We start from the raw sequence: 19668 nt of genomic DNA, 5'->3' as shown, positions 1-19668 counted from the left end.
CCTGATACCGGGTCGGGCGGCGCACACTGGGGGAAATCATCTGGCGCGGCGCGTGACAGTGGGCACATGAGGCAAAACTTGCCCACGCCAGCAGAGAACGCAGGATACAGCCATTTTGAAAAGATGCTGACTTGGCAATCTATTAACGACAGGGACTATTAATGATAGGGATGGGAGAGGCAGCAATATTTTGCCGCCTCCCCTTCCCATGCCCGGTTGCGGGGACCGGGTTTTACAGGCCGCTCATGGTGGCGATGCCAGCTGGCATGTAGATAATGGCACCCCATGTGCCCTGTGACAGCTTCTGCTTCCATGCGGAGGCATCGGTTACCACGGCATGGGCACGCAGTTTTTCCGTAAATGCGGTTTCTGCGGTTTTCTGGCCATCAACATGCTCGGCCATGACCTGCATGGACTGCACGGTGCTGGCGGCGGTATCTCCGTATTCGACAGCCTGCACAAAGCGCAGGTTGGGGTAAGTATCTTTCAGAAGTGATGCTGCGGACAGGCCAAAGCTGTTACGGCGTGTCAGCAGCCCCATGCGCGTAGGGGACAGACCCAGCACCATGGGCGTTTCCGTATCCACCAGCCCGGCGGTCTGTTTGCGCAACTGGTTGATCAGGGCAATGACGTCATCCTGCCGTTCTTCCGGCGTGGCGGTGTCCCATGTTGTGCCGCCTGCGGCCTTGATGGCGGGTGTAATGGCCGCTGGCAGGCGGGGGTCATTCAGGTAGCCATACAGGCGCAGCCCCTTCACCCCGTAGAAATAGGTCTGGTTCTGAAACTTGTTCAGCTTCAGGGCTGCGGCTTCACGCAGGCTGGCAACCCATTGCAGCCGCGCCTGCCCTGCCAGCGCCAGTTCCATTTCCCCCCAGGATAGGAAAACCTGATAATGGTAGGACTGACGTTCCGGATAAGACGGGTTAAGGCTGACCTGCCCGTTTGTGTTCCAGTCACCATAGCTGCTGACCTGGCCTGTGGTTTCCAGCATGGGGAAAATGGCGGTGCGGGTTACCCAGTCGCCCTTGCGCACTTCACCCAGCAGTTCGGCCGCACGCATGGGGGCGAAAGCGACCTTGATAAGCGCGGGGTCAACCCATGCGCTCATGAAGGCGGGGATGCCTGCATTGGCGGTGGTGGAAAGGCTGGGCTGGGCGTCAAGCGCCATGGCATCTGACGCCAGCAGGCTGTTGGCAATCAGGCCACGGGCCTCTGGCATGATGAAGCCAAGGCGGTTGAGTTCGGCCAGTTCTGAAGGAAAGTGGCTCATGCTGCGTGGCTCCATGTGGAGAGTTTGACAAGTTCACCTGCGGCACAGACGGAAGCGGCGACAAAGCGTGTCTGCACGGCACCCGCCACCGTGCTGCCTGCGGCGGCAGTAGAAATACTACCTGTGGTTGTAGAGGCAAAAACGGCCTGCCCCGGTGTGGCGGCGGTGGTGCTGGTGGCCCAGAAATCCCCCGCTGTGAACACCGTGACCGGGAAGCCTTCGGGAATGGTCAGGCTGGCTTCATCAGAAAAACTGTTGATCTGGGCCGTCAATTCACGATGGACAAAGCCGTCGGGTGCGGCAGTGTTCCCGCTGGGGGGAGCATTGGCCACGCTGATGCCGTCTGACTGAACCCAGCCAAACACGCCAACACTACAACCTCCGGTTGCGGCGACCAATGCGCCCTCGCCCGCCGGGAAGGTTGCTGTGGGGTTGAGGGAGGCGATATCGCCCGGAACAGCCAGTGCGGGCTGGGTGGAAACCTGATTTTGAAAAGGCATGATTTATGCTTTCACCGTAATGCGGGTCAGGCCGAATTCTTCACGGAAGGACACGGTTTTTGCGGAATCCAGCCCCAGTGACGGCCCCTGCCCTGTGCCCAGAGCCTGTGTTTTCAGGCGGGAAAACTGCTGAAACAGCGGCTGAAGGGCGGCTTCTGGCAGGCCGGACGGGTCAACCCCGTTTTCCCGCAGAGCAAAGGCATAGACCGCGGCGGCGCTATCCATTGTCACATCCCCCACAAAGGGGCGGACAGCGGTTCGGGCTGTGTGAAGGGCTTCCATACGGCGCATGGCCCCGGCCTCGGCCTGCTGCACGGCCTGTGCAATGGCGGCATCCAGCCCGGCGACGGGTGCGCCGTCAGCGTGGGGTGCGACGGCCGAGGATACAACCTGTGGGTGTGGTTCTGGGGCCGCCACCGCCTTATGGGTGGCCGTGCCGGTTAGGGCCGAAGCTGATGCGCCGTCGGCCCCGTATTGGCTGGTTTTCTGGGCCACGGGGGCCGATGGCACGGTGGAGGAGAGAGCTTGAATGGGTGGCATATGCACAACCTGCGGTTGTTGTTCACGGTGAGGCATGGGAGGAAACGGAAGCTCCTGTAGGGCGGGAGAGACTGTGCGGGTGACGGGCGCTGTGGGGCGTGACAGTGTGCTGGTGTGTGGCGCAGCAGACTGTGCGGTGGCCGGGTGCTCTGTGCGCTGCGGCATAGGCTGGGTGGGAAGCTGGAGTGGGGTAGCGGCCTGTGCCGTCAGAGGCACGGTTGGTTCGGAGTGCGTGTGTTGGGGCGGTTCTGGCGCTTTATGGTCCGTAGCCTGTGTGGGGCTGGCGTCCCCGATAATGGCGGTGGTGACGCGGGGCGTGGTGACCAGAGCCAGATGGTTGAACACAATATCGGCCATAACCAGCGTGTAGGGCGTGCCGTCATGGCTGCCGGTGTGTGGAATGGCGCGGTAGCGATACCCGGCCGACACGGCCCGCTGCCTCCCGTTGAGAATAGCGGTGATAGCCGCGCTGTCCCACACTGTCAGGCTGGCTGTCAGGTTGGGTGGGGTAAAGCGCACATCGCTGCCCACGGCCCCCACGGTCAGCATACTGGGGTGGGCCTGTGCCGAAACAGGCTGATGCCGCATGAGAATGGGCTTGCCCGCCATGCTGGCCGCTGCGGCTGCAAGGGCCGCGGGGTCTCGGTACACCTGATACAGCCGGTCTGGGTCTAGCCCGAGTGCCGCCGCATTGGGAATTTCATGCCCGTAATAAGGGCAGACCGTAGCGGCTGACAGAATACAGGTGGCAATATGCAGGTGCCCATCAGCATCAATACGCCGCACTGACCCATCAAGCCCCAGCGTGACGGAGGAAGACGAAGACCGATCTGGCGGGTCGGGTTTGGGCGTCTGGGGTGTGCGGGTCTGGCAGGCTGGCGGACAGTTGGGCGTGATGGGCAGCGGGGGTTCAGAAAGAGGCATTTTTGGAACTCCGTTATCAGGACGCGGGAGATACCGTTTTGGAAGCGGAGGATAAGCTGCCGGTGGCCTGATCGGGCCTATGGGGTGTTGGGCTGATGCCATCATACGGACTGTGCAGATCTTGCGCGGTGCGGGTACGGGCTTCGTGCGGGGTGACAATGCCGGAGCGGATGTTGCGGGCATCTATATCCGCACGGGTTTTCTGCATTTCGACCTGTGTGGCTTCATCCATCTGCCACAATGACCGGAAACTGAAGGTAATGTCGGCATCGACCTCGCCCCACAAAGAGAGCATGACCATGTGCAGGATGGTGGTCAGGGGCGTGCGAAACACGTTTTCCTGAAAGGCGTGGATACGATCATAAAAAACGCGGATTTCACCTTGGGCCGAGGCATTGAGGCCGCTGGGGGTTATGCCGGTAAACTTGACCAGCGGTTCCTGCGCGACGCTGCACATTTGCTCCTGCGCCTGGGCCTGAAGTTTATCCAAGCCCGAAAGCGGGGCTGCCAGAAGATCGAGTTTTTCACGCTCTTTATCCAAAACGAACGTGCCACGGTTGGAGCGGAAACGGTTAAAGGCTTCAACCCGGCTCAGCAGGCCCTCCGGGTCTTGGGCGTAGGCCGCCATGTCGGTTGACAGGGCCACAATGGAAAAGGCGTTCAGCAGATCAGACACGGACTGCCGGGTGCGCAGCCAGTTTTCAACATAGGGTTGCGCCATCTGGCTAAGCGAGACACCGCCGAAATTATAAGCCGGTTTCAAAAGGTCAGGCACATCGCGCGAGACAAAACGTAACAGGCGGCTGCTGTGAATCAGGCTTCCCTGAACCCACCAGTGGGTTGGCTGGTAAAAATCCGTACGCAAGGGGTCTGCGGTGCCGTAGCTTTCAGGTGTGGTCCATACCGGTTCAACGGGCACCAGCGCTTTAAGCGCGCCTTTGGGAAAGGTTTGTGGCTTGAGCAGTAACGGGTTTTCACGGCCACCTGTTGTCTGGTCAAGCCCGGTGTCAACATACAGTAACCCCATGCCGTAATATCCGTCATATTCCGCCATACGACGCAGCACATCGCGCACGTTCAGGCGGGTAAATTCGGCTTCAAGCTGGGCAATGCGATCCTGTTTGTTGGTGGTGCCACGGGCGCGGAAGGTAATCCATTCGCGCGTGGCTTCGGTGGCAATGACCTCGACCATATGGCGGTATTCTGCTCGCTGGGCGAGGTCAGCCAGATGCGGATAACCGGGAAACACCACGCCCTCGGCCACGGCGGTGCGATAACCTGCGGCTGAACCGAAAGGAGCCTGCGGTGCTGTTGCCGCACTATCGTGCGCTAGGGCGGCCGCCGTGCCCCGCACCCCTGCGGGCGGATGATAGGGGCGAAAGGCATCAGACAGCGGGAGGGTTGGGGAATGCAGCGCGTTTGCAAGCTGTTTTGAAAAATCCGCCGGGCTGGCCGCCTGCCGCATGTGCTGACCAAGCGGCGGGGCGACTGTTGGCTCCCGCCGGTCAGGCACGGGACGCTGTGACCGAGGGCGTGGGGAAAAGTGCTTGAAAAATGCCATCAGTTTTGATGCGGCTTTCACAGAGGGAGGGGAAGCATGACGGATGGCTGGCACGGAAAGGGCTCCTGCTTGCGGGAGAGCACGGCGGGGAAAATCTGGTGCAGGCCGCGTGGGTAGTGTGAGTGCACATCACGCAGTTTTTTCAGTCTGGTTTTGAAAAACCTGTATGCTGCCGGGGTTTCAACCAGACCAATGTTTCAGTCAGACCAAGGATGGGAGTGCGGCGTGACAGCCAGAAAGCGTGTGGTCAGAGCCATGATGGCGGCAGGGATGCTGATGGCGTTTCATAGCGTAGGGGTTGCGGCCCCCCAGCCCGTAACAGGCGAGGATATTTCCGCCCCCGGCCCCAAGGGTTTGCTGAAGGGCACCCTGACCCGTGCGGGTAAAAACGCGCCTGTGGTTTTGATACTGCCCGGTTCCGGCCCGACTGATCGGGATGGGAACAACGTGCTGGGGATCAAGGCCGGGACTTATCGCCTGCTGGCCGAAGGGCTGGCTGCGCAGGCTATTGCCAGTGTGCGTGTTGATAAACGCGGCCTGGGGGCCAGTGCTGCGGCTGTGACCAACGGTAATGACGTGACCATTGCCGATTATGTGCAGGACACCCGGAACTGGATAGCCAGCACGCAAAAACAGACTGGCGCACATTGTGTCTGGCTGTTGGGCCATAGTGAAGGCGGGCTGATAGCGCTGGTAACGGCGGCTGAAACTCCGGCGGGTTTGTGTGGGGTTATTTTAGCATCCACACCGGGCAAACCGTTGGGCGATGTGGTCAAGCAGCAGCTTGCCCCCACCCCGTTTGCAGCCGATGCCAACCGGGTGGTTGACCAGTTGGCAGCAGGGAAAAAAGTAGATGTCAGTGCCCTTGCTGCGCCGCTTCAGCATATTTTCAACCCCGCCGTGCAGGGGTTTCTGATCAGTGCGTTTTCCTACGACCCGGCACAGCTTATGGCCCGGATTAAACTGCCTGTTCTGATTATTCAGGGCGCGTGGGACGCGCAGGTCAGTGTTCAGGATGCCGGTTTGCTGAACGCCGCCAAACCGGATGCACAAATACTGATTGTGCCCCAGACGGGCCATTTGCTGAAAACCCTGAGCACAAATACCCCGGATGCCAACAGGGCGGTGGCGGCTGACCCGAACCTGCCACTGGCGGCGGGGATTGTGGGCGATGTGTCTGGTTTCATTAAAAAAGCCGCATCTGAAAAAGAGTAAAGAAGCGCAGGACGGCGTAACGATTAACTGGTAGGGTGCGAACAATTTTGGTCCTACTGGTCGGGAGACCCTTTTTCCTATGTTACGCTGTTCTGTCTGGTTGGCGCTTGCCCTGTCTGTCGTGGCTACTGGACAGGGAGAGGTCTGTGCCTCGCCCATCGTGCCGTTGGATAGTGCGGCGCAGACTGCCCACAAATTGCAGGAAGCCGTAGGGGAAGCCCGCTTTACCGCCCCAGATTACCGGCCCGGCACCGTGCGGCACATGGTAATGTTTCAGTTCAAGCCCACCACCACAGTGGCCGAACGACGGGAGGTAACGCAGCGGTTCAAGGCCTTATTATCGCTGTCACGCAGGCCGGATGGAACGCCGGTTATCAGCACTCTGGAAACCGGACCGCAGAACAGTGGCGAAAATGCTGATTTCGGGCTGGAATACGGTTATCTGGCCACCTTCAAATCAGAAGGCGACAGGAATTTCTATGTGGGTCGCCCCATTGTGCAGGGGGTAGGCCATTTTGACCCGGCGCATGATGCGTTCAAGGCATTTGCAGGGCCTTATCTGGCCAAGGTTGTTGTCTTTGATTTTACCGTCACACCGTAACGGAGAGTGCGTGCCGCTGCCATCTCATAGGAACTGACGCGGTACGTAGGGCCAAACGTATGTCTGATTCTCTGGGCCAACAGGCGACGGGGACTATTGCCGCGTCTCTGCCGTCCCTAGACTATGCGTTTGGCCGATCAGTCCATGCCAAACACGTCCTAAAAAATGGGCCGGGGACACCGGCCCCGCGAGGGCGTCGCCCCCGCTTGCCACGCTGGGGTTAGCGGGCGTGGCGGAACGGTGAGGAAAACGCTCAGGCTTTCTTGTCTTCCTCGGCGTCTTCTTCATCATCCCAGTCTTCATCGTCGGCTTCGAACACCAGTTCGATTGTCACGGTGCCGTCGGTGTCGCCTTCCTGCAGGGATTTGGCGTCAGCTTCTGCTTCTTCCTGCTTTTCGTACAGTTTGGCTTCGTTCGGGTCTTCCAGCCATTCGTTGGTGGGGTCCCAGAAGGTGATTTCCCCGTCCTTGTCTTCACGCTGGATCAGGTAACCTACGACAACTTCATCTTCGTCTTGCATGGTCTTATCCTTTTTGCCTGCACTGGGTTGATCATATGAAGCATGCCGCGAAAAAGAAAAGGGCTTCATGACAAGATGGTGACATCATGCAGCCCGCAGCGCCAGAGGGACGTCTCTGCTGCCGGGGGAGCTATTTGTGCGCACTCGGACGGTGGGGAGTGTGATGAAGCGTGATGGGGCCGGTATTTTCAGGGGTTGGGGCTGTTGCCTCTTGTCCTGCCCATGGGCGGGGGAGTAAGTCTGTGGGGCCTTGTTTCAGGCCTGATACCACCCAGATTGCGGCTGGGGCTGGCAGATGCCGCCCTTACTGGCCTGCAATGTTGACTGTTGGGTGATCTGTTAGCCCGCATGTTGGCCGCTTTATTGGATAATTGTTGCTGTGACCCAGACCCAGACCGCACCCGACGCCCAGACCACCCAGACCGAGCAGGACCTGCCCTTCTGCGTGGCGGCGCTGTATCGTTTTACCCCGTTTGAAGACCTGCCAGCCCTGCGCCAGCCGTTGCAGGCAGTGTGTGACGCGAACGAGGTAAAAGGCACGCTGTTGCTGGCGCATGAAGGGATTAACGGCACCATTGCAGGCACCGATGCCGGGATTGCCGCCGTGCTGGCGCATGTGCGGGCCATGCCGGGCTGTGCGGAAATTGAAGTCAAGTTTTCCCGCGCGCCGACCATGCCGTTTCTGCGCATGAAAGTGCGGCTGAAGAAAGAAATTGTGACCATGGGTGTGCCGGGGCTGGACCCTCGGTCTGACGTTGGCCATTACGTGCCGGCGGAAGAATGGAATGCGTTGCTGGAAGACCCGGACACCATTCTGATTGATACCCGCAACGACTACGAAGTCGCCACAGGCACGTTTCGCGGGGCCATTGACCCGAAGACGCGGACCTTCCGTGAATTTCCCGACTGGTTCCGTGCCCGCAAGGCCGACCTGCTGGCCAATGGCCGCAAGCCGCGCATTGCCATGTTCTGCACTGGTGGCATCCGGTGTGAAAAAGCAACGGCCTTTGTCCGGGCCGAAGGGCTGGAGGATGTGTACCATCTTCAGGGCGGGATTCTGAAATATCTGGAAAACATCCCCGCCGAGCAGAGCCTGTGGGAAGGCGAATGTTTTGTGTTTGACCAGCGCGTGACGGTCAAGCACGGGCTTGAACCGGGGTCTTTGGAGCAGTGCCACGCCTGCCGCATGCCATTGACGGCGGAAGATCTGGCATCCCCCCAGTATCACCACGGGATTAGCTGCCCGCACTGCTATGCCGAGCGCAATGAAAAGCAGCGCGCCCGCTATGCCGAACGGGAACGCCAGAGCCTGCTGGCTGCTGAACGCGGCGAAGTGCATCTGGGCGCGCATATGGATGCCATACGTGAACGCAAGCGCCGCGAGCATGAAGCCGAAGTTGAGCGGCAGGAATGGCTGCGTGAACAGGCTTTGGCCCGTTTGCAGGACTAGTTTTCCTCGGCCATAGCGGGGCGTGGCCCTGACAAGAGAACGGCCTGTGCGGGGTGCTGCACAGGCCGTTTTTTATGGGCGTTCCGCTTTTGGGCGAACAGGGATCAGGGCGTTGCCGGGCTGTCGGTTGCTGAGCCGTCCGTTGCCGGGGCGAACGCACCGGTGCTGTAAACAACCTTGCCACCAACCATTGTGAGCAGCACCTGCGTGTTGGCAATATCATCAACCGGGACCTGCATGACGTTGCGGTCAAGGATGATGAGGTCAGCCAGTTTGCCGGGTTCGAGCGAGCCTGTCTGTTTATCCTGCTGAAGTTCCCACGAGGAATTCATGGTAATGGCGCGCAGCACGCTGGCGCGGGAAAGCGGCAGCTGTGTGCCAAGCTGGCCCGCATATTGGGGGGCGATGTCTGGCGCGTTTTTGCGGGTAGCCCCCACTTTCAGGGCAAACCATTCATTCAGTTTATCAACCGGCCAGTCGCTGCCGTAGGCAATGCGGGTGCCAGTCTGTTCAAGCAGGGCTGCGGGCTCCATATCCGCAAAGCGCTGGGGGCCGAGGTAGTCGCGCCCGCTATCAACGGTATCCGGGCCGGGTTTTTCCCACTGGAAGGACAGAACCGCCACGGTATCAAGCGGTTTATACCGGCCCCTGTCTGCCGGGGAGACCATTTCATCATGCGCGATGGCGGGGCGGAAGGTGCTTTTGGGGTCAGCTTTGCGGGCGGCCTCAATCGCATCCAGCGCGATGCGGACGGCGCCGTCTCCGTCTGCGTGCATGTGGGGGTCAAACCCGGCCTGCGTAATGCCCTGCAACAGCGGGGCCAGCACTTCTGGCGGGAAATAGGGGGCCGGGCCGCGCGATGTACCGGGCTGCCAGTCAGGGTGCTCGGCTGTGCCTTTGTTGACGAAGTACGGGTCTAGCACCACGCCGGTCAGGGCCGGGGCGGAAATGACGCCATCCATAAACAGTTTGGCGTTTCGCACCGTAATGCTGGGGGCGGTGCTGACGGGCCCCTGATCATACCGGGCGGCCTGCGTTTTTAGAAGCGAGACAACTTTTGGCACATCCGCGCCATCTTTGGGGTCAACCCAGACGGCAAAATGGGCGCGGGCGGTCAGTTGGCCCTGTTTTTGCAATGTAGTGAAGGCCGTCAGCGCCGGGTCGAGCGCCCATGCGTCAAGAAACGTAGTGATGCCCTGTTTGCGCATGGCGGCAAGGGCTGCGGCGGCGGCTGTTTTATCTTCCTCGGCCGTGGGAGCGGGCAGAACGGAATCGACCAGTGAGACAGCGGTATCTTCAAGCAAACCCGTGGGGTTGCCGTCTTTATCATGAATGATGGAGCCACCCGGCGGGGCTTTGGTGCTGGCGGTAATGCCTGCCCGCTTCAGTGCTGCAGAGTTTAACAGGAAAGAATGGAAAAATGAGGATTTGACGATGATGGGCGTTTTGGCATCCACGGCATCCAGCGCGGCTTTGGTCAGCACCGTGCCGGCGGGCTGCATGGCTTCCTGAAACCAGCTGGTGGCAATCAGCCAGCCCTGTGGCTTGTTCAGTTTGGGGTCTTTCAGGCAGGCGCTGATGCGGGCCTGAAACTGAGGTATGGTCAGGGCTTCGTAGTTGAGCGAACAACTGATAAGCAGCCGCCCGCCATCAAGCGGGTGCATGTGGCCATCAACCAGCCCCGGCATGACCATATGGCCGTGCAGGTCCGTCACCTGTGTGGCGGGGCCGATAAAGCGTCTGGCCCCTTTGTCCGTGCCCACGTAAACGATGGTGCCATCGCGCACGGCAATGGCCTGCGCCACGCTGTTTTTGGTGTTGACGGTATAGATATACCCGTTTGTCAGCACGGTTTGCGCGGGTGGGGGGCTGGCAGCGTGGGCCTGTGAGACGCCACGGCCCCCTGCACCCTTAGGGCTGCCAAGGCCGCCAGCATAGGCACCGAGAAGGCTGACCCCAGCCAGACTGAGAAACCGGAATACCGAACGCCGCATGAATGCTCCTGCCTGAAAGGCCGTCAAAACGACTATCGAAAGAGACAGCCCGTAAGACAGCCCTGAAATGAGTGCTGAACGGAGGCTGACCGTCTATCCGGCCTTATAGGCCTGATACAGGGCAGCCCACCCAGCGGGCAGGAGCGTAACAGAGGAGTGAATGTTGCGTAAAGAAAACGGTTGGCACGCCGGGCATAAAAAAACCGCCCCGAAGGACGGCTTTCTTGTGCACTGGTTCTTGCCCAGGGCAAAAAGTGGTCAGGCGTTAGAGCGCCTTGATGCTGACGGCAGAAGATTTGCCGTTGCGACCGGTTTCCATTTCGTAAGACACGGCCTGCCCTTCGGTCAGGGTATGCATGCCTGCCTGCTCAAGCGCGGAGATATGCACGAACGCATCCTGACCGCCGCCATCTGGCTGAATGAAACCGAAACCCTTGGTGGGGTTGAACCATTTTACGGTGCCTGTTGCCATAACAAGGCTCCTTCATAACTATAGCGGTCGTGCATAAAACGCACACACGAAATCATAACTTTTACGGAGAAAAAGTGACGCAACATGCGCCCATAACCCGGATAAAAGCACCCGCTGGGTGTTGGCATGCGCCTGCTGCACGGGGAATGCAAGAAAAAAGCGATCTGCGGTTAGACATAAACACCGCCCACCACACGACAGCCCGATTGTAACGGCACACTTTCAGCCAGACGGCAGAACAGGCATTGGGCGTCAGGCCGTAGCCGCAAAACGCTGGGTATTCCTGTCAATGGCACGCTGGAGCAGGAGCCGCCTGCGTGGGTGGGCGCTTATTGCAAGACGCATCAGACGCCCTGACGCGCCCTGCCCTGCGGTTGATCAGATACGGGAAAGCAGAGTTGGGGTGAACCGTGGCAGCGGGACGGCGTGAGTCAGGGCCGTGAAGGCACCGGCGGCGGCATCGACCTGATCATCATGCGCGCCGGTGGGGAATGTGCTCAGTTCTTCAAGAAAATGCGGGGTCCATGCGGCCCGTAGCACCAGCACGTTGCCTGCGTTGACCTGTGCGGCAAACGGGGCCGCGCGGGTGGCTTTGTCTCCACTTTCGCGCACGGTCTGCACCCGATAGCCTGCGAGGCGTGAGGTCAGGTAACGGGCCTGCGCCACCCCAGCCTGACCGGGGTCTTGCGGCAGGATGATTTCGGTCTGGGCGCCGTCCTGCGATGCGGTGGCCAGAATGGCGGCTTCAACCTGTGCCGGGTCTCCGCGCAGGCGGGTGACGTCAGCCACGCAGAAGCGGCCATCTGGCAGGCGGAGCATTTTAACGCCCACCGTCCAGTCCGCATTGGGGCGTGTGCTGGCCCGCGTTGCCGCGAGGTCCCACCGGCGCACGCTGACGGGCTGCTGCCCATTGGTGTTGGTGTTGGTGGATGGGCCGGTTGCGGCGGGAATGGCGTCAACGACCGTCACAAAAGCCGTTTTGAAGAGTGTGCCTTCAGGGGGTGTCGGGTTTTGTTGGTAAAGGGCGTTCCATTCCCGCGGGCCAATGGCAAGCCGGATGCGGGCCAGTTCCGTTTCAGGAAAGGCCTGTGGCCACAGGGCCGCGCCGGGTTTGCGATTTAGAGCATCCGTTGCGGCGGAAAAAATGGTGGGGCGCGATACGGATTCACCGGACGTCGGGGCGTTGAACGTGGGGGCGTTGGGCGTGGGGGCGTTGGGCGTGGGGGAGCCGGACAGAGGGCCACCCGTGCGTGACGGATCTGCCGTGAGGGGTGCGGGCGGCTGACTTGTTGGCTGGGCCGATGAGGGGACAAACCGTGTGGGCAAAGAAGAAGGCGCTGGCTGAAAGGGTGTTGCCAGTGAAAGCGCAGGCAGGGACAGGACGTGCCAGTCCTCGCCCGTGTGGTTTTGCATATCATCCAACAGGCGGCCTGCCAGATCATCCGGGGACCAGCGGGTCATGGCCAGAATAATGGCCCCGCCGGGCATCAGGCGGGTGCGCAGCACGGCGCGGTACCAGTCCCACACGGCGGCGCGGCGGGTTGGGCTTTCGGCATCCTGCCTGTCTTTTACCGGGTCATCTATAATGGCGAGGTCTGCGCCCCTGCCCGTCAGGCCGCCGCCAATGCCGGTGGCGGTGTACAGGCCGCCCGCATTGGTGTGCCACAAATCCTTGGCGGTGCTGTCTGGCGAGAGTGTGACTGTGGGAAACAGCACGTTAAAGCGGCGGCAGGCGACAAGGTTACGGACATCGCGCCCGAAATCCTGCGCGAGTGTTGCACCGTAGGAGGCGGAAATAATCTGTCTGTGCGGGTTGCGGCCCAGATACCATGCCGGAAAACGCCTGCTGACAAGCTCTGATTTTCCATGCCGGGGGGGCATGAACACCATAAGGCGCGAAATCTGCCCCTGCTCAATCGCCTCCAGTTTGTCACACAGAAGGTGATGGTGCGGGCCGGGCGCATAATCCGGGTAAGTATAGCGCGTGAACGCCAGCAGGGACTGCCGTGCTTTGTGGCGGCGGTGCAGTTCAGTCCGTGCTGTCTGGCTGGCCTGCCTGTGCAAGAGCGCTGAGTTCATCATCCGTGAAATCTTCTGGCCCTTTGCGAATGACAGCGTTCATGGACAGGCCGGACAGTTTGGGGTGCAGGTAGGGGGCAGCCACCTTGGCGGCGTCAAACTGGCGGTCGGTTATTGTTTCATCGCCCTGCATGACACGGGTAAAAATCTCAAGCGGGGTTACGGGTTTTTTGCTGGCACCTTTACGGCGGCGGGGTTTGGCGGGGGGCACTGTGGGCATGGCGGTTGCACGACACCAAAGAAAGACATCAGAACAGCGGAAGCATCAGGAAAACACCATGGATAACGGATGGTGTAGCCGCCTGCCCGATGCGGCCTGACACAGAATAGCAGGCAGATGCGGGGCTTCGGTTTGGCGGTTGTGCAGTTCGGCCAGCTGCATGGCCAGCACACGGCGCAGGGTTGCGGGGCTGAGGCGGCCAAGCGTGGGCCGGTCCGTGGTGCGGTGCGTGTCAGCCAGTGTGTGCCAGACGGGGCGGCAGCGGATAACGGTTGTGGCAGGGCACCCCAGATGCAGGGCTTCAGCCCAAGACAGCGGCACATCGGCCCGGTGACGGGGCATGGGGGATGGGTCAAGCGGGCAGAGAAGCAGACGGGCGCGGTGGCGGTGGGTGACGACCCACAGGGCGGTAGCGGTGCGCACGATGTCTCCACACACGCAGGCCGCAGGGGATGCTGGCATGGGGGCTCCTGAGACTCTGGTTTTAGGGGCTGTCCTGGGGGCCGTCCGGGCGGCTTTTTTGTGATGATGGCTGTTGAATAAGCCTGACCACGCGCGGCTGCAACAGCGCTGTTTTGGCAAAAAAGAATCGCTTTCTGGGGCGAAAAAAGGAGAAACGCTGTGTGCTGACGTATCTGTGAGGCCGCGGCGTTTTTCGTGTTATTACACGCGGTTAGGGCGCATGACGGGCCGCTGTGTGACACCCTGAATCGGGGTTCTGCTGTTATTACACAGATAAGTGATATGCGTTTTGCGGATAAATATCCATAATCACCTCAAGCCCCACGCAAGAGGGTGGTTCAAAAAACACGAGACTAAAGACAGAGACATTACAAAATAAGGACGACTTCTCTACTCCCTGCCTGCAAAGGCAACACCGGGTTCTGCCCCTGCCCGGTTGTTCACTTCTCTATCCCGACTTTGTGCGGGTGCGCTGTGCTCTTCCCTTCCTTCTGCGGGCGCACCGGCACGATCTCTTTCAGGCTGCATGGAACCCTTTCCCCTTGAAGGTTTCTGTGCGGTCTGAAGGGGTGTACGGGCCGCGCTTTCTGCACCGCAACGGCGTGTGTGCCCATGGGTGCGTGGGTGGTCTGTCACACCACACCAGCAGGGAACGGCGGGCCATCAGCCCCGTTTAGGCCTGTGAGACAAAAATGAGGTATAGACGTCCGGAAACGGGAAAATCCCTTTTTGACAAGTAAGGATTAAGTCATATGGCGCGCGCAGGCTGGTATCTGTTGGGTGCGGGTGTTGTAGTGCTGGCAGCGGGTGCCGCCACCTACAGTTTTGTGCTGCACCCGGAACAGGCGTTGCTGCCGGTCAGTGCGGGGGTGGGCACGCACCCCAAACTGCCTGAACCCAATGCCACGCCCATACCAACCGTCAATATTGCCCGCCCTATTGGCTGGAAAGCAGGCGGCACGCCGCATGTCACTGCGGGCCTGACGGTAAAGCCTTTTGCCGCAGGCCTGGACCACCCGCGCTGGCTTTATACGCTGCCCAATGGGGATGTTCTGGTGGCAGAAACCAACGGCCCCGGCACCGATGCGCCCAGCCTGAAGACCCGTATTGCCCGCATGATTCAGGGCATGGTGGGGGCCGATGTGCCCAGCCCCAACAAAATTGTGCTGCTGCGTGACACGGACGGAGACGGCGTGGCTGATGAACGGAGCGTCTTTTTAGACAAATTATATTCGCCGTTTGGTATGGCGCTGGTTGGCGACAGTTTTTACGTGGCCAACGCCAATGCCATCTGGCGTTTTCCCTATCAGCAGGATGCCAAATCGCTAACAGCGCCGGGTCAGAAGGTGATTGACCTGCCATCCGGCTATAACCACCACTGGACAAAAAACATTCTTGCAAGCCCGGACGGCAAGTTTCTGTACGTGACGGTTGGGTCAAACAGTAACGTGGCTGAAAACGGTATGGCGGCGGAAGAAGGCCGTGCCCGGATTAATCAGCTTGATCTGACAACCGGGCAGATGGTGCCGTTTGCAACCGGGCTGCGCAACCCCAATGGTCTGGCGTGGGAGCCAACAACCGGCGCGCTATGGGCCGCCGTGAACGAGCGGGATGAAATTGGCAGTGATCTGGTGCCAGATTACATAACGGCTGTGAAAGAAGGCGGGTTTTACGGCTGGCCCTACAGCTATTACGGCAACCATGTTGATGACCGCGTAAAACCCCAGAAGCCTGATCTGGTCGCGAAGGCGATTGTGCCGGATTATGCTCTGGGCCCGCATACGGCGTCGCTTGGTATTGTGTTTGGGCAGAACAGCAGCCTGCCCGATGTCTGGCGGAACGGCCTGTTTGTCGCGCAGCACGGGTCATGGAACCGCAGACCAAAAAGCGGCTACAAAGTTGTGTTTGTGCCTTTTGTAAACGGAAAGCCCTCTGGCGTGCCGATTGATGTGCTGACCGGGTTTCTGACACCGGGGCAGGACCACACGCACGGCAGGCCGGTGGGGCTGGCACTGGGCCATGACGGCGCATTGCTGGTGGCGGATGACGTCGGCGGCACCATCTGGCGTGTTACCGGCCCCCGGCAGGAAAGCATGAACGAGCAAGCCGCCCCGACAACAACAGCAGATTCGCAGATGCAGCCTTGATGGCAGCAGCGCCGCGCCCCTGCCGGGGTTTGGTTTAGCGCGGGCAGGATCAGGCGGGTGATCCGCCCTGCCCGTCTCTCCCTCCGCCCCTCCCTCCGGTTGGGCTTTTGCGCGTCAGGCGCGGGCAGCAGGCGGTGTGCCGGTGTTAGTCTGCGTCACTGTTGCGGGCGACGACGGCGTTGGCCTCCCGCACGGCGCGGCCTTCATCGCCGGTGCGTTCCAGACAGTCATTCGCCACCTTGGCCCACAGCGCCTGCAACTGTTTGGTTGTGGCTTTGTGGGTGTGGCGTTCTGCGTCATCTGGCGTCCAGGGCATGAAACTCTCCTGTCAGAAAATGCGCCCGCGTGTGTAGCTGGGTTTACACAACTGTGGGCGGGGCCGTGGGGTTTTGCAAGGGGGCGGCTGTGTGGGGAGCGCGGGCCTGTTTGGCGGCTTTGCGGGCTGCTTCCTCAAACGCTTCCAGTTGTTCAAGCAGCAGGGCACATTGGGCGGCAATTTTGCGTTGTGCAGAACTGGCCGACAGTGCGGGAAACAAGGCAGCCCCCATAGCGCGAAACGACAGTTCATCAACCAGCAGCATCCGCAGGCGGTGGTGGGCGCACAGGCCCAGTGCATTCCGCACGGCGGTTATCCGCGCCATAGCTTTGCCGCGCATCATCTGCCATGACACGGCGTCATGCCGGGTGATGCTGGCTTTGGGCGCGGTTTGCAAAAACTCCTTATAATCACAGTAGCCGAACACGTAGTCACGGTACCAGCGTTCAGCGGCATCGGCGGCGGGTTGGGTAATGTCGCCCGCATTCAGCAGGCCCTGCACGGTACGCAGCACACGCATGGGGTGCGTGCCGGTAAAGTCTGACCGGGCCAGACGTTCGGGCGTTGGCGTGGCCTCCGGCTGGGTGGGCGCGTGCAGCACCGTGCGCGGCTTGCGTGGGGATCTGCTCGCGTGGGTTGTATTTGGTGTTGATGCAACCTTTGGTTGTATTTTTCCCTGCACGCCTGAAGACGTTGCGGTGGGCTGTGTGTGCGGGGGCTGGGCAACTACCGGTGTGACTGTCGGAGCATCTGCAAAAGGGGCTGCGTGCATGGTTTGAAAATCCTTTATCGGCCAAAAGGGTTTTGGAAGCGTGTTCTGACAGGCTAGGCGGGGCGTCTGGTTGCAGACGTGTGCTTTCAGGGTGCGGGGTGGCCGCTGGATGGATCACCGGATGGAACGCTGAACGGGGCACCAGACGGGACGCTGGCCGGGCGCATGACGCACGGCGCGGACACCGGGAAGAAGGCCAGCAAAGCGCGGCACCCTGCGGCGTCTTGCTGGATACGCTGTGCAAACGGCAGCAGAATGGTGCGGAGTTCGTTGGGGCTGGGCCAGCGTGCGCCGGTGGGGTAGCCATTGCGGGGTGGTTGCCGTGCCCATGCCAGCCGCGCATCCGGGCACCATGCGCCCGCCGGAATGTCCTGACACACATCAAACATGGCGCGGCACTGAGCGGCTGCGGTATCGGCCCCCGGTGGGTTGGTGACAAGCAGGCTGAGTTTTTTCAGCCATGCCGCCACATGCAGTTCTGACACTGGGCGCATGGCCAGTTGAACCTGCGCCCAGTGCTGGTGCAGATGCGCGACCAAAGCTGGCGGCATATCACGCGGCGTCAACGCCACGCCCGCTGCCCGCGCGGCAAAAACGGCCCGCAGCGCCGGGGGTGCCGGTTTATAGCTGCCACGGTACGGCGCTGTAACCGCAGGGGATGCCGAGGCCGAGGACAGCCCCGATGACGGTAACGGGGCGGATACGCGGGGCAAGCTGTGCGGCGTGATGGTATGCGACAGAGTAGAGGGCGGCATAATGGTATGTGACAGACTGGTATGCGACACACTCTGGGGCCGGGCGTGGTCCATTAAACGCCCTCCATATCCGGCACGTTTTGCCATGCGGTGTGCGCCTGCGCCCGCCGGGAGACGATGGCGGGATGGGGCATCTGGTCTGCCATGCCGGGGGGCGTGAGGGAGGCGGAGGCCGTGAGGGGAGCTATGACTGGGGCTGTGATTGGGGCTGCGCGGTCTGCCACCAGTTTTCGCACCTGCGATTCAAGCCATGACACGGGTTCAGCCGGGTTAAATGCCGCGCAGTCAGACAGCAACGCCAGCAGCGAGGCTGCATCATCGTGCAGCATTTTCAGCCATTTCCCCATCAGGGCGCGGGTTGAGCGTTCGGGCCTGCCGGTGGCGGTTTGCAAAAAAGCCAGACCGTTTTTGAACAAAACCTGACGCACATCCTGGTTCGGCCCGAACGGAGTGAGGGAGGAATGTGTTTCTGCTTCTGCCTCTGCTTCTTGGTGTTTAGGGGCCGGGGTTATGGCGGGCTGTATGGTGCCCCCCTGCCCCGGCTGGTTATGGGGCGAGCTGCCACCGTCAGACAGGCGGCCAGACAGATTGCCGGACAAGCCGCCAGACGGGCTGCCGGACAGACTGCCTGACTGTGCGCCTGACTGTGCACCAGATTGTAAGTCAGCCGCGCTGGTGGGTGCGGCAGCCCCGGTTTTCAGGTTCGGGTTACCGCCCGTGCGGCCCCACGCGGCCCCTTGGTCAGACGCGGCTTTGTCACGCAGAAGGCGGCGGCTGTAGATGCTGCCCTGCGGGGTGGTGCTGTACACGCCCGCGTTCCGCAGTTCTGCCATCAGCCGGTTAATCTGCCGTTCTGACACGCCCAGCATGAGGGCAAGCTGGCGCGGATGCAGCGGCTGGTTGTTAACGCACAAATGGCCGTAGGGCTCGGCTTCGTGCATCAGGCACAACAGGCGCATCCACAACCCCTGCGCGGCCAGCGAGCACAGGCGCAGGGCGGGGTCTCGTTCGTAATCCTGCCACCAGAATTTAGACCAGCGTCGTTTGCTCATGCGTGTTCTCCCTGTGCCGTGGCGGGGTGCGCGGCAGTATCCGCGTGCGGATGGCGTGACGCGGGCTGCTGAATTGGGGGCAGCGATTGCGCCGGTGCGGGCCGCTGGGATGAGGGTGGTCAGACCGGGGGCGGTGGGGCTGCACGCAAGGGTGTGCCAGTGCTCAAGCCCGTGCCACAGGCCGCGCTGGGCAATGGGGTGACCGGGGGGCAGAGGCTCGGCATCGCGCAGGGGCTCGGCCCAGTCATCGGCGGTGGCCTCGGGTGCTGGGGCGCAGGCGGCTTCGTACCGCATCAGCGCCTGACGCACGCCCTCCATACAGCGCCCCATTTCTCGCCCGATTTGGCGCAGCGACCGACCGGCGCGGCGCAAGGCGACCATCTGGGCCAGAGCCTGCGCCGTGGTGCCCGAACGACTGGCCGCCAGACAGGCGGCATCGGGCTGCGCGCTGGTGACAGGGGGAAGCGTGTCGCGTTTTTGCGCATGGGCTGACGGGGCGGCAGGCACAGCGCGATGCGGGGACCGAGCCAGCGTGGGGGATGCGCCACGCGGGGGATGCTGTGTGGGATGCGAACGGTTAACATGGGATACATCACACCCCGTAGATACACCAAAAGATTCGGTGTGATTTGTCACATTATCCGGGGGCGTTATGGCGGGGGCAGCCGGTTTGTGTGCCACGCTGTTTGGGGCGTAAACGGGCTTTGTCAGGGCGGAAGAACGAGGCTTGCGGGCAAGCGGATTATGAAGGGACAGAGCTGAAATTCTGGCTGTATTGCGCGGATGGTCAGGGGTGAAATGTAGCGCAGACATGACGT

Annotated in this window: 21 protein-coding genes; 6 read left to right on the top strand and 15 right to left on the bottom strand. The window is 61.1% G+C overall.

Going from position 1 to position 19668, the window contains the following annotated elements:
* Positions 1–232: 232 nt before the first annotated feature.
* Genes Abin_RS07325 through Abin_RS07310 form a run of 4 tightly spaced genes read right to left on the bottom strand, consistent with a single transcriptional unit; the run spans position 233 to position 4849 of the window.
* Positions 233–1270: a major capsid family protein gene (locus Abin_RS07325; protein ID WP_052948191.1), complete on the bottom strand. Its 1038-nt coding sequence runs from the start codon at positions 1268–1270 to the stop codon at positions 233–235.
* Positions 1267–1770 carry a structural cement protein Gp24 gene (locus Abin_RS07320; protein ID WP_048845692.1) on the bottom strand — a complete coding sequence of 168 codons (504 nt, stop codon included), beginning with the start codon at positions 1768–1770 and terminating at the stop codon, positions 1267–1269. The genes Abin_RS07325 and Abin_RS07320 overlap by 4 nt, the downstream gene beginning before the upstream one ends.
* Before the next feature lie 3 nt (positions 1771–1773).
* Complete coding sequence (locus Abin_RS15810; RefSeq protein WP_255319360.1) at positions 1774–3234, bottom strand: DUF2213 domain-containing protein; 1461 nt, start codon at positions 3232–3234, stop codon at positions 1774–1776.
* A gap of 16 nt (positions 3235–3250) precedes the next feature.
* Positions 3251–4849: a DUF1073 domain-containing protein gene (locus Abin_RS07310; RefSeq protein WP_255319359.1), complete on the bottom strand. Its 1599-nt coding sequence runs from the start codon at positions 4847–4849 to the stop codon at positions 3251–3253.
* Positions 4850–5020: 171 nt separating this feature from the next.
* Between Abin_RS07310 and Abin_RS07305 the strand changes: the two genes are divergently transcribed.
* The 3 genes from Abin_RS07305 (at position 5021) to Abin_RS07295 (ending at position 6835) form a co-directional block, all read left to right on the top strand.
* Complete coding sequence (locus tag Abin_RS07305; RefSeq protein ID WP_255319358.1) at positions 5021–6010, top strand: alpha/beta hydrolase; 990 nt, start codon at positions 5021–5023, stop codon at positions 6008–6010.
* 79 nt (positions 6011–6089) lie between these two features.
* The gene (locus tag Abin_RS07300) at positions 6090–6611 is read left to right on the top strand and encodes a Dabb family protein (RefSeq protein ID WP_084593525.1); all 522 of its coding nucleotides are present in this window, start codon (positions 6090–6092) and stop codon (positions 6609–6611) included.
* Positions 6612–6670: 59 nt separating this feature from the next.
* Positions 6671–6835: a hypothetical protein gene (locus tag Abin_RS07295; protein WP_158319900.1), complete on the top strand. Its 165-nt coding sequence runs from the start codon at positions 6671–6673 to the stop codon at positions 6833–6835.
* Between the two features lie 29 nt (positions 6836–6864).
* On the opposite strand, the gene Abin_RS07290 is transcribed toward Abin_RS07295, so the two are convergent.
* The gene (locus Abin_RS07290) at positions 6865–7131 is read right to left on the bottom strand and encodes a hypothetical protein (RefSeq protein ID WP_143217020.1); all 267 of its coding nucleotides are present in this window, start codon (positions 7129–7131) and stop codon (positions 6865–6867) included.
* Between the two features lie 379 nt (positions 7132–7510).
* Between Abin_RS07290 and trhO the strand changes: the two genes are divergently transcribed.
* The gene (gene trhO, locus Abin_RS07285; RefSeq protein WP_170237866.1) at positions 7511–8581 is read left to right on the top strand and encodes an oxygen-dependent tRNA uridine(34) hydroxylase TrhO; all 1071 of its coding nucleotides are present in this window, start codon (positions 7511–7513) and stop codon (positions 8579–8581) included.
* A 104-nt stretch (positions 8582–8685) separates the two neighbouring features.
* Here the strand turns inward: trhO and Abin_RS07280 are convergent, their stop codons facing one another.
* From Abin_RS07280 to Abin_RS07255, 6 genes are all read right to left on the bottom strand, one after another.
* On the bottom strand, positions 8686–10575 hold the full coding sequence (locus Abin_RS07280; RefSeq protein ID WP_084593524.1) for an amidohydrolase: 1890 nt from the start codon (positions 10573–10575) through the stop codon (positions 8686–8688).
* Between the two features lie 265 nt (positions 10576–10840).
* Positions 10841–11047 (bottom strand): cold-shock protein, encoded by a 207-nt coding sequence (locus Abin_RS07275; protein ID WP_048845689.1) that lies wholly within the window; start codon positions 11045–11047, stop codon positions 10841–10843.
* A gap of 378 nt (positions 11048–11425) precedes the next feature.
* Positions 11426–13129 (bottom strand): phage terminase large subunit, encoded by a 1704-nt coding sequence (gene terL, locus Abin_RS07270; protein ID WP_048845688.1) that lies wholly within the window; start codon positions 13127–13129, stop codon positions 11426–11428.
* The gene (locus Abin_RS07265; RefSeq protein ID WP_255319357.1) at positions 13077–13346 is read right to left on the bottom strand and encodes a hypothetical protein; all 270 of its coding nucleotides are present in this window, start codon (positions 13344–13346) and stop codon (positions 13077–13079) included. Before Abin_RS07265 ends, terL begins: the two co-directional genes overlap by 53 nt.
* Before the next feature lie 45 nt (positions 13347–13391).
* On the bottom strand, positions 13392–13808 hold the full coding sequence (locus tag Abin_RS07260; RefSeq protein WP_048845687.1) for a hypothetical protein: 417 nt from the start codon (positions 13806–13808) through the stop codon (positions 13392–13394).
* A 390-nt stretch (positions 13809–14198) separates the two neighbouring features.
* On the bottom strand, positions 14199–14336 hold the full coding sequence (locus Abin_RS07255) for a hypothetical protein (protein ID WP_158319899.1): 138 nt from the start codon (positions 14334–14336) through the stop codon (positions 14199–14201).
* A 14-nt stretch (positions 14337–14350) separates the two neighbouring features.
* On the opposite strand from Abin_RS07255, the gene Abin_RS15805 reads away from it, so the two are divergent.
* Entirely contained in the window at positions 14351–14485 is a 135-nt protein-coding gene (locus tag Abin_RS15805; protein WP_258027419.1) for a hypothetical protein, read from the top strand.
* Positions 14486–14560: 75 nt separating this feature from the next.
* Positions 14561–15955 (top strand): PQQ-dependent sugar dehydrogenase, encoded by a 1395-nt coding sequence (locus tag Abin_RS07250; protein WP_048845686.1) that lies wholly within the window; start codon positions 14561–14563, stop codon positions 15953–15955.
* Positions 15956–16100: 145 nt separating this feature from the next.
* Here Abin_RS07250 and Abin_RS07245 read toward each other — a convergent pair whose 3' ends face one another.
* From Abin_RS07245 to Abin_RS15800, 4 genes are all read right to left on the bottom strand, one after another.
* Positions 16101–16271, bottom strand: coding sequence for a hypothetical protein (locus Abin_RS07245; protein WP_170237865.1), 171 nt, complete (start codon positions 16269–16271; stop codon positions 16101–16103).
* Between the two features lie 43 nt (positions 16272–16314).
* Complete coding sequence (locus Abin_RS07240; RefSeq protein ID WP_048845734.1) at positions 16315–16824, bottom strand: hypothetical protein; 510 nt, start codon at positions 16822–16824, stop codon at positions 16315–16317.
* 305 nt (positions 16825–17129) lie between these two features.
* The gene (locus Abin_RS07235) at positions 17130–17885 is read right to left on the bottom strand and encodes a hypothetical protein (protein ID WP_146867692.1); all 756 of its coding nucleotides are present in this window, start codon (positions 17883–17885) and stop codon (positions 17130–17132) included.
* Positions 17852–19663 (bottom strand): hypothetical protein, encoded by a 1812-nt coding sequence (locus tag Abin_RS15800; protein WP_255319355.1) that lies wholly within the window; start codon positions 19661–19663, stop codon positions 17852–17854. Before Abin_RS15800 ends, Abin_RS07235 begins: the two co-directional genes overlap by 34 nt.
* Positions 19664–19668: the final 5 nt, after the last annotated feature.

The sequence above is a fragment of the Acetobacter indonesiensis genome, assembly GCF_000963945.1.
Lineage (GTDB): Bacteria > Pseudomonadota > Alphaproteobacteria > Acetobacterales > Acetobacteraceae > Acetobacter > Acetobacter indonesiensis.
This window is presented reverse-complemented; position numbering and strand designations above follow the sequence as displayed.